Source organism: Arthrobacter sp. 05N33_2 (assembly GCF_056397425.1).
Genome location: NZ_JBFTNJ010000090.1, coordinates 1 through 9944, shown reverse-complemented (window position 1 = coordinate 9944; position 9944 = coordinate 1). Strand labels below are relative to the sequence as shown.

The window sequence follows — 9944 nt, the reverse complement described above, 5'->3', positions numbered from 1 at the left end:
GTCAAGGGCAACAAGTACGTCCTGCAGAAGAACGACAAGAGCACCGACGCCGCGAAATACCCCTACAACAAGATCGTCTTCAGCGTCATCCAGGATCCGCAGGCCCGGGCCAACGCCCTCGTTTCCGGCCAGGTGGACGTCGCCCAGCTGACCTCACCGACCGTTGACTTCGTCAAGGCCAAGGGTGTCGGCGTCTCCCAGATCGGCGGCACGGTCCAGACCATGGTCGCCTTCGACAAGACGGGCAAGACGTCGCCGGCCTTCGCCAGCGAAAAGGTCCGCCAGGCGTTCCAGTACGCCATCAACCGGCAGGCCCTGGTCGATGCCCTGCACAAGGGTGACATCCCGGCGTGGAACGCCCTGCCCAAGGATTCGGCCGGCTTCACGGAGACACTGAACTCACAGTTCGCCTACGACCCCGCGAAGGCCAAGAGCCTGCTGGCGGAAGCCGGCTACGCCAACGGCTTTGAATTCACCATCGTCGCGAGCGCCACCACCCAGACCGACCTCCAGGCGGTCCAGAAGGACCTGGCCGCCGTCGGCATCACCATGCAGGTCAAGATGGCGACGTCGACAGATGAGGCGTTCGCCGCCGTCGCCACCACCCCGCTGGGCTACGCGCCGCTGGGCTGGGACAACCCGGTGGGCCTGATGTACGGCGCGATCCTCAACGGCTTCACCAACGTCCAGAAGGCCACGGACGACCAGCTCAGCGCCGCCACCGGCGAGGTCGCCGCCGCCAAGGACGATGCCGCCCGGAAAGCCGCGCTGACCAAGCTCAACACCCGGCTCGTCGAATCCGGCTGGATGATCCCGCTCTTCGAATCCCTCACCAACCAGGGCTACAACACCAAGAAGGTCAAGCCGGTCGAGTTCGCCGGCAGCAACGTCTACCCGCTGCTCTCGTCCTACGCCCCGGCCAACTGACCCCCCACCCTGCCGGGCGGCCTTCACCCCTGAGGCGAAGGCCGTCCGGCAGGACCTGACCAATGGAGGTCATCATGGCGATTTACGTCGCAAAGCGCCTGCTCATGGCGCTGGCCACCGTTCTGGTGGTCGCGGTGCTGGCGTTCCTCTTGGTGCACGCAATGCCGGGCAGCCCCGGCGCCGTGTCCCTCGGCGCCGGCGCCACCCAGCAAGCCATTGACGAGGTCAACAGCCGGCTCGGCTGGTCCGATCCGCTCCCCGTCCAGTTCTTCCGCTGGCTCGGCAGCGCCGCGCAGGGAGACTTCGGGGTGTCCCTGATCGACGGCCGGTCCGTGAGCGCCGACCTGGCCAGCAGGCTGCCGGTGACGGCGGCCCTCGCGGCCGGGGCCACGGTCCTGAGCGCCGTACTAGGCATCGGTCTTGGCGTCACGGCAGCCGTCCGCGGCGGCCTGGTCGACCGGATCGTCGGAGCCGTCTGCGGCCTCGCCGTGGCGCTGCCGGCCTTCTGGATCGGCATCATCTTTGTGTACCTCTTCGCCGTCCAGTACTCGGTCTTTCCGGCCACCGGCTACGTCCCCTTCGAGGTCTCACCCCAGGACTGGGCCCTGTCCCTGGCCCTGCCGGTGATCACCCTCGCCGTCGGCGGTGCGGCGTTCATCGCCCGCCAGACCCGGGCATCCATGCTGGAGGCGCTGCAGCAGGAACATATCCGGACCCTGCGCGCAACGGCCACCCCCACCTGGAAGATCCTGTACGTCCACGCCCTGCGCTATGCCAGCCTGCCGATCGTGGCCGGGATCGCCCTGCAGTTCATCGGGCTGTTCGGCGGTTCGGTGATCGCGGAGCAGCTCTTCGCCATGCCGGGCCTTGGCCAGGCAGTCCAGACCTCCGTCAGCACCCACGACGCCCCGTCCGTGCAGGGCGTTGTGGTGGTCGCCACCGTTGTGGTGGTGGCCGTGAACCTCGTGCTGGAGCTCGCCACCAAGTTTCTCGACCCGAAGTTGCGTGCCTCATGATCCCTTCCGTTGCCCCCGCGCCCGTCCCCGCCACCGCGAATGCGGAAGATACAGGCACAGGCGGAGCCCCACCCGCGAACACCGCCACGGGCCGGCCCGGTCCCGGCCCCGGTCCCAAAACTGGCGTCGGCCGGAGGCCTGCCCACCGCCTGTTCGCGGCGCCCGGTGCCGTGGCCGGAGTGCTCTGGTTGGCGGTCCTGGTGGTTGCCTCCCTCACGGCGCCGTGGTGGCTGCCGTACAAGACCGAGGACCAGGACTTCGCCGCCATCCTGTCCGGCCCCACTGCCGCCCACTGGCTGGGCACCGACGAACTGGGGCGGGACCTGCTCAGCCGCATCTTCGCCGCGGCCGCCGGCACCCTGGGGACATCGCTCATCACGGTGATTGTCGGCGTCGGACTCGGCACCGTCCTGGCGATGGTCGCCGCCGCTGGACAACGGACCGAAGGGCCGATCAGCCGCGTCACCGAGGTCATGATGTCCTTGCCCGGTACGGTGATCATCCTGGCGGTCATCGGTGCCGTGGGCACGAACATTCCCGTCGTCATGGCGATTCTGGGCGTCCTCATCTCGGCCGGCATCTACCGCGTGATGCTGGGCCAGGCCACCGCGCTGCAGTCACAGCTCTATGTTGACGCCGCCAAGGTGGACGGCGTGAGCACGCTCGGCATCAGCCTGCGGCACGTGCTGCCCGGGTTGAACACCACGATCGTGGTGCAGTCCGCCCTCATCTTCGCGGTGGGCATGCTGATCCAGGCCGGTCTGGCGTTCATCGGATTTGGGCCGCCCATCCCGCAGCCCAGCTGGGGCGGCATGATCCAGGGCGCATCCCAGCACGTCTACGACGCCCCCTGGCTGATGGTCCCCACCGGTGCGGTCCTGGCGCTGACGGTCCTCGCGGCCAATGCCATCGGCAACGCCCTGGGGAAAAGCCCGAACGCGGCCGCCTCCCACCTGCCCTCCGCCGCTGACCGCCGACGCCGGGCCGCTGCGTCCGCGGCTGCGCCGTCCACCGATGCCGCCGCGCCGTCCACCGATGCCGCCGCGCCGGACGCGGCCGGCCGGCTGAGTGTCCGCGGGCTCTCGGTGGGCGTCGACGCCGGCACGCCCCTGGTCACGGAGGTCTCCTTCGACGTCGAACAGGGCACCGTGCTGGGGCTGGTGGGCGAATCCGGCTGCGGCAAAACCATGACGGCGTTGTCCCTGCTGGGCCTGTTGCCCTCGGGCGTATCCGTCACCGGAGGCCAGATCCTGTGGAACGGCCGGAACCTCGCGGCCGCCACGGAAAATGAGCTGGCCGGCGTCAGGGGACGGGAGATCGCGCTGATCTCCCAGGAACCCATGCGTGCCCTCGACCCCATGTTCACGGTCGGCTACCAGCTGGTCTCCGCCATCCGGCGCCTGCGGGGCATGGGCAAAGCCGAAGCACGCACCGAAGCCCTGAGCCTGCTCGAAAAGGTGGGCATCGTGGACGCCGCGCGCATCCTCACCACCTACCCGCACCAGATCTCCGGCGGCATGGCCCAGCGCGTGGCCATCGCCCTGGCCCTGGCCGGCAGTCCCCGGCTGCTGGTCGCCGACGAACCCACAACGGCGCTGGACGTGACAGTGCAGGCCGAGATCCTCTCGCTGCTGCGGGCACTGGTCAAGGACACAGGCATGTCCGTGGTGATGGTGACACACGACCTCGGCGTAGTGGCCGACATCTGCGACACCGTGGCCGTGATGTACGCCGGCCAGGTGGTGGAAAGCGGCCGGACCGCCAACATCCTGGACAAACCCCGCCACCCRTACACCCTGGCGTTGCTGGCCGCCGACCCGCACGCCAACACCGCCGAGGACATGCCTGAGCGGCTCGCCACCATCAACGGCCAGGTGCCGCAGCCCAAGGACTGGCCGGGCGGGTGCCGGTTCATGGCGCGTTGCCAGTTCGCAGGCTCGGCCTGCGTGGCGCCGGTCCCGCTGGTTCCCTCGGGCTCGGACGACGGCGTGGTGCGCTGCGTCAAGGCCGACGAACTGGCCGTGGAAGGCCTGGCCTGGGTGGCCACCGAAGTACCCGCCCACCGTGTCCTCGACATTCTTGAGATGGACAGCACAGTTGAGAAGGACAGGACATGAGCATCGAAACAGCGGTAGGCCAGGGCGGAACAGCGCAGGCTCCCGAGCAGCCGCTCCTGGACGTGGTGGACCTCGTGGTCCGTTACGGCCGGGGCCGGAAGGCCGCCGCCAGACCGGCCGCGGTGGACGGCGTGAGCTTCAGCATCCGGCACGGGGAGACCGTGGGCCTGGTGGGGGAGTCCGGCTCCGGAAAGTCCACGATCGGCAAAGCCATCCTCGGCCTGGAAAAGAGCAGCGGGGGTTCGGTCAGCTACAACGGCACGGACATCACCCATGCCAGCCCCGCACGGCGGCGTGAACTGGGCGGCGAACTCCGGGCCGTGTTCCAGGACCCGAACTCATCACTCAACCCCCGGCAGAGCATCGGTGCCTCACTGGCCGAACCGCTGCGGATCCGTGGCGTGGCCGCCCGGGAGGCCCGGCAGCGCGCCGAGGACATGCTGGCCAGGGTGGGACTCCCGCGCGAGGCCGTGGACCGCTTTCCCGGCCAGTTTTCCGGCGGCCAGCGGCAGCGGATCGCCGTCGCCCGGGCACTGATCTGCGAGCCGAAACTCGTGGTGTGCGACGAAGCGGTCAGCGCCCTTGACCTCTCAACGCGGGCCCAGGTCCTGAACCTCCTGGCCGACCTCCGGGACGAGCGGGGGCTGAGCTATTTGTTCATCGCCCACGATATCTCCGTGGTCCAGTTCCTCGCCCAGCGCGTCGTGGTGCTCTACCGCGGCCAGGTCATGGAAAGCGGCCCGGCGGCAGCCGTCACGGAGTCGCCCCAACACCCCTTCACCCAGGCGCTCGTGGCGGCCTCGCCCGTGCCCCGCCCGGCGGAGCAGGCCGAGCGGCGGCAAAAACGCGAAGCACTGGGCGTGCGGACCGCGGCGGCCGCCGCTGCCGCTCCCGGCGGCTGCCCCTTCAGCCAGCGCTGCCCGCTGGCCACGGACTTGTGCCGGACCGAACGGCCGGCCCTGCGGAAGGTGGGCGCGTCCGACGTCGCCTGCCACTACGCCTGAGCGGCACCGGTCCCGAGCCTGATCCCGCGGCACCAGCGGTACCGAGCAAATCCCACAGCATGGCAACTCCCCACAAGAATGGACGACACCACATGACCCCCGCACCCTGGTCCGCCACGATGATCGCGCCGGATCGAGACTTCGACGGCGCCCCGCTTCTGCGCAAGGAATTCCGGCTGGACGAAGGCCACGGACCCGTGAAGCGCGCGCTCCTGCGGGCCACGGCGTTCGGGATCTACGAGGCGCAGATCAACGGCGTCCCCGTTGGTGAGGACGTGCTGAGTCCGGGCTGGAGCTCGTACGAATGGCGCCTGCGCTACCGCAGTTACGATGTGACCGCGCTCGTGGGCCCGGCCACGGTGATCGGCGTCGCGCTCGGCAACGGCTGGTACCGCGGACGCCTGGCCTGGCACGGCAAGTCGGGCCTGTACGGCGATGAGCTCGGGTTCTTCGGGCAGCTGGACATCGAATTCGCCGACGGCCACGTCCAGTCGGTCGCCTCGGACACGTCCTGGCAGTCCGGGCCCTCGGGCACCACGGCCAACGATCTTTACGACGGACAGCGCATCGACGCGCGGCGGGAACCGGCAGGCTGGGCCCGGCCGGGCTTCGCCGCGGACGCAGCCGGTCCGGAGGCCTACGCTGCCGCTGTGGGGGCCGGCGCCTGGACTGGGGTCCATGCCCTGGAGTTCGACGCCGGCCGGCTGGCGGATCCCGTCGGGCCGCCGGTGGTGCGCAACGAGGTCATCAAACCGGTGGAGGTCTTCACCTCACCGGCCGGCAAGACGCTGGTGGATTTTGGCCAGAACCTGGTCGGCTGGCTGCGCTTCACCGTCCAGGGCGACGCCGGCGCCACCATCACCGTGCGCCACGCCGAAGTCCTCGAGGACGGTGAGCTGGGCACCCGGCCGCTGCGCTCGGCCGCCGCCACCGACACGTTCATCCTCTCCGGCGCCAAGGACTTCTTCGAACCCAGCAAGACCTTCCACGGGTTCCGCTACGCGGAAGTATCCGGCTGGCCCGGCGAGCTGACGGCGGAATCCCTCGAAGCCGTGGCGGTGCACTCCCGGCTTGAACGCACCGGCAGCTTCGAGTGCTCCAACCCGCTGGTGAACCAGCTGCACCGCAACATCGTCTGGGGCCTCAAGGGCAATTTCCTGGACCTCCCCACCGACTGCCCGCAGCGCGATGAGCGGCTCGGCTGGACCGGGGACATCGCCGTGTTCGCCCCCACGGCCGCCTTCCTCTACGACGTCAAGGGCTTCCTGCAGGACTGGCTCCTCGACCTCGCCGCGGAACAAAAGGCTGCCGGCGGACTCGTTCCCATCACCGTGCCGGACGCACTGAAGTACTGCCCCCAGCCGCCGGAATTCCCGGCACCGGAATCCTCTGCCATCTGGAGCGAGGCATCCGTGTGGGTTCCGTGGGCGCTGTGGGAGGCCTACGGCGACGACACCGTCTTGAAGGACCAGTACGACTCGATGGCCTCCCACACCCGCCGGGTAGAGGGACTGCTCTCGCCCGCCGGGCTCTGGGATGAAGGCTTCCAGTTCGGCGACTGGCTGGACCCGGACGCCGCGCCGGACCAGCCGTGGGCGGCCAAGGCGGACACCGGCGTCGTCGCCACAGCGTGCCTGTACCGCACGGCGTCCATCACCGCGCGGACGGCTGCGCTCCTGGGACACGACGCCGACGCCGACGCGTTCGGCCGCCTCGCCGAACGGGTCAAAGCGGCCTTCAACACCCACTACGTGGCCGCCGACGGAACCGTGCACAGCGACTGCACCACGGTCTACGCGCTGGCCATCGCCTTCGACATCCTGCAGACCGGCCGGCAGCGGGAGTTTGCCGGCAACCGCCTCGCCGAACTGGTACGGAACAACAACTACCGCGTCTCCACCGGGTTCGCCGGGACCCCCTTCATCACCGGCGCCCTGGCCGATACCGGTCACACTGACGCGGCGTACAGGCTCCTGCTCGAACAGGAATGCCCCTCATGGCTGTACCCGGTGACCATGGGGGCCACCACCGTCTGGGAACGGTGGGACTCCATGCTCCCGGACGGCACCATCAACCCCGGCGAAATGACCAGTTTCAACCACTACGCGCTCGGCGCCATTGCTGATTGGTTGCACAAGTACGTCGGTGGAATCCGGCCGCTCGCCCCGGGCTACTCCAGGGTGCTGATCGCGCCCCTGCCCGGCGAGGGCATCGATTGGGCCAAGACCAGCCTGCGCAGCCCGCACGGCACCATCGCCGTCGAGTGGCGGACCACCGGCGACGGGGTGCTGGAAGTCGAAGCAAAAATCCCCGACGGCGTGGAGGCGGAGATCAGGCTGCCGGGGCAGGACGGCCGAAGCGTGGGGGCGGGCACGCACCGCCTGACCGCCGCCGCCACCTCAGCGGCCGTCGCCTCCTAAATTCCACCCAGCGCCGTGTCAACCAATGAAACTGCGCTGTCCGGGCGCGCCGCCGCAAACCCATGCTGATAGCTGACGAAACCAACGATCAGGAGCACCAACGAATGACCTCCACGAGCTTTGACGCCGACGTCGAAGAAACGATCCGCACCCTGCCGGTGGCAGAGAAAGTCCGGCTCCTGAGCGGCTCCGGCCTGTGGCACACCCAGGCCGAGCCGCGCCTGGGACTGCCGAAGATCACGGTTTCCGACGGGCCCGTCGGCGTCCGCGGCCACCGCGACACCGAGGCAGCCGGCTCGGTGAACCTGCCGTCCGCCACGTGCCTGGCCTCTTCTTGGGACCGGCGGCTGATGGCGCGGGTGGGGAAGCTGCTGGCGGCCGAGGCGCGCCGTCAGCAGGTGGACGTGGTGCTCGGCCCCACCATGAACCTGCACCGTTCACCGCTGGCGGGCCGGAACTTCGAGTGCCTGTCCGAGGACCCGCTCCTCACCGGTGAACTGGCGGCCGCGTACGTGGACGGCATCCAGGGCCAGGGCATCGGCGCCTGCCCCAAGCACTTCGTCGCCAACGAGGCCGAGACCGAGCGGACCACCGTCAACAACGTGCTCGACGAACGGACTTTGCATGAGGTGTACCTCGCACCGTTTGAACGCGTCGTCAGGCAGGCCCGGCCCTGGATGATCATGGCGGCCTACAACGGCGTGAACGGCAAGGCCATGACCGAAAATCCCCTCACGGAGAACCCGCTCAAGACCGAATGGGGATTCGAAGGCGCCGTGGTCTCGGACTGGCACGCGGTGTACTCCACCGTGGACTCCGCCCTTTCGGCCACGGACCTCGCCATGCCGGGACCGGAGAAGCTGTGGGGCGACGGGCTCGTCGAAGCCATCTCCGCCGGTCTGGTCCCCGAGGCCGTGATTGACGAGAAAGTGCGCCGGCTCGTCACCCTGGGCCGCCGGGTCGAGGAGGGCCGCCGGAACGAACCCGCGGCACCCGAAGCCGGCGCCGCCGTGGCCCGGGAGGCCGCGGCGGCAGGATTCGTGCTGCTGGAAAATCCGGCCGGCGTCCTTCCCCTCTCGCCCGGGGACCTCACCTCCATCGCCGTGGTGGGACCGGCGGCGCTGGATCCCCGGACCCAGGGCGGCGGCAGCGCCTCGGTGTTCCCGGCCTACACGGTGGCGCCCGCCGCGGGGCTGCGCGCGCGGGCCGGCGACGGCGTCCGGCTCACCACCGTCCAGGGTGCCTGGCTCTCCGGGGGCCTTCGCGAACCCCGGAACGCGGAATGCCACGCCCCGGGCCAAGGGGAGGGAAGCGTCCGGCTGACCTGGCGGGGGCCCGCCGGCACAGTTGCGGAGGAATACGGTCCCCGGACCACGCTCACCCGGGGCGCGGGCGCCATCCCCGCCGGCRCCACCGCCGTCGACATCGAAACGATCTTCACGYCGGACGTCTCCGGCACCTGGAAGCTGGGATTCAAGGGCATCGGCCGCGCCAGCCTGGAGGTCGACGGCGACGCCGTGGCGGCCGCCGACTCGCGGGACCGCTACGCCGACGTTGAAGCCGTGCTGATCGGCGCGCCGGACGAATCAGCCGGCGTCGTCCTGTCCGCCGGAACCCCGGTGCGACTGACCTTGCGCTACACCTGGCATCCGGAGGCCACTTTGTTCCGCGTAGGGCTGGCCATCGACGAACCCCGGGAATCGGCGGACCGCGAGATCGCCAAGGCGGCTGCCGCGGCCGCCGCCGCCGACGTCGCCGTCGTGATGGTCGGGACCTCCGGTGCCGTCGAAAGCGAAGGCWTTGACCGGACCTCCCTGGCGTTGCCGGGCCGGCAGGACGACCTCGTCCGCGCCGTCATCGAGGCGAACCCACGCACCGTGGTGGTGGTCAACGCCGGCGCCCCGGTGGAGATGCCCTGGCGGAACGACGCCGCGGCGGTGCTCCTGGTCTGGTTCCCGGGCATGGAATTCGGAAACGCCCTGGCCGATGTGCTGTTCGGCGACGCCGAGCCCGGCGGCCACCTGCCGACCACCTGGCCGGCCGCCCTGGCCGATGCCCCCGTCCGCGACACGCACCCCCGGAACGGCCAGCTCGAGTACACGGAACGGCTGGATGTCGGCTACCGCGGCTGGGCAAGACAAGCCGCGCAAACCACGCAGGCTGCCGCTCCGGCGTATTGGCTCGGCCACGGACTGGGCTACACCACCTTCGCCGTGGAGGGGTTCGCGCAGCTGGAGGAAGCGGCACCCGGGGAGGACGTGCACACCGTCCTGACGGTCCGCAACACCGGTGCCCGGGCCGGAAAATACCTGGCGCAGATCTACGCCGACGCCCCGGAAACGGACGTGGACCGGCCCGGGTTCTGGCTGACAGGCTTCGCGACGGCCCTCATCCCCGCCGGGGAACGCCGCGACATCCGGGTCACACTGCCCGGGCGGTCTTTCCAGCACTGGGACGCCG

The 9944-nt window shown here is 69.9% G+C and carries 6 protein-coding genes; all 6 read left to right on the top strand.

From position 1 onward, the window contains the following. Positions 1-927, top strand: a 927-nt coding sequence (locus tag AC1DHX_RS19310; RefSeq protein WP_476900367.1) for an ABC transporter substrate-binding protein, incomplete at its 5' end; no start/stop codon positions are given. 62 nt (positions 928-989) lie between these two features. Further along, the gene (locus tag AC1DHX_RS19305; protein WP_476858662.1) at positions 990-1943 is read left to right on the top strand and encodes an ABC transporter permease; all 954 of its coding nucleotides are present in this window, start codon (positions 990-992) and stop codon (positions 1941-1943) included. Then, complete coding sequence (locus AC1DHX_RS19300; protein WP_476858661.1) at positions 1940-4060, top strand: dipeptide/oligopeptide/nickel ABC transporter permease/ATP-binding protein; 2121 nt, start codon at positions 1940-1942, stop codon at positions 4058-4060. Before AC1DHX_RS19305 ends, AC1DHX_RS19300 begins: the two co-directional genes overlap by 4 nt. Beyond that, positions 4057-5064, top strand: coding sequence for an oligopeptide/dipeptide ABC transporter ATP-binding protein (locus AC1DHX_RS19295; RefSeq protein ID WP_476858660.1), 1008 nt, complete (start codon positions 4057-4059; stop codon positions 5062-5064). The genes AC1DHX_RS19300 and AC1DHX_RS19295 overlap by 4 nt, the downstream gene beginning before the upstream one ends. A 92-nt stretch (positions 5065-5156) precedes the next feature. After that, on the top strand, positions 5157-7484 hold the full coding sequence (locus tag AC1DHX_RS19290; RefSeq protein ID WP_476858659.1) for an alpha-L-rhamnosidase: 2328 nt from the start codon (positions 5157-5159) through the stop codon (positions 7482-7484). A 104-nt stretch (positions 7485-7588) separates the two neighbouring features. Beyond that, a partial coding sequence (locus tag AC1DHX_RS19285) for a glycoside hydrolase family 3 protein (protein WP_476900366.1) occupies positions 7589-9944 on the top strand: 2356 nt, incomplete at its 3' end.

Coding starts and splice junctions, on each gene's coding strand:
- AC1DHX_RS19305 (WP_476858662.1), top strand. CDS start 990: ATGGAGGTCATCATGGCGATTTACGTCGCAAAGCGCCTGCTCATGGCG.
- AC1DHX_RS19295 (WP_476858660.1), top strand. CDS start 4,057: ATGAGCATCGAAACAGCGGTAGGCCAGGGCGGAACAGCGCAGGCTCCC.
- AC1DHX_RS19290 (WP_476858659.1), top strand. CDS start 5,157: ATGACCCCCGCACCCTGGTCCGCCACGATGATCGCGCCGGATCGAGAC.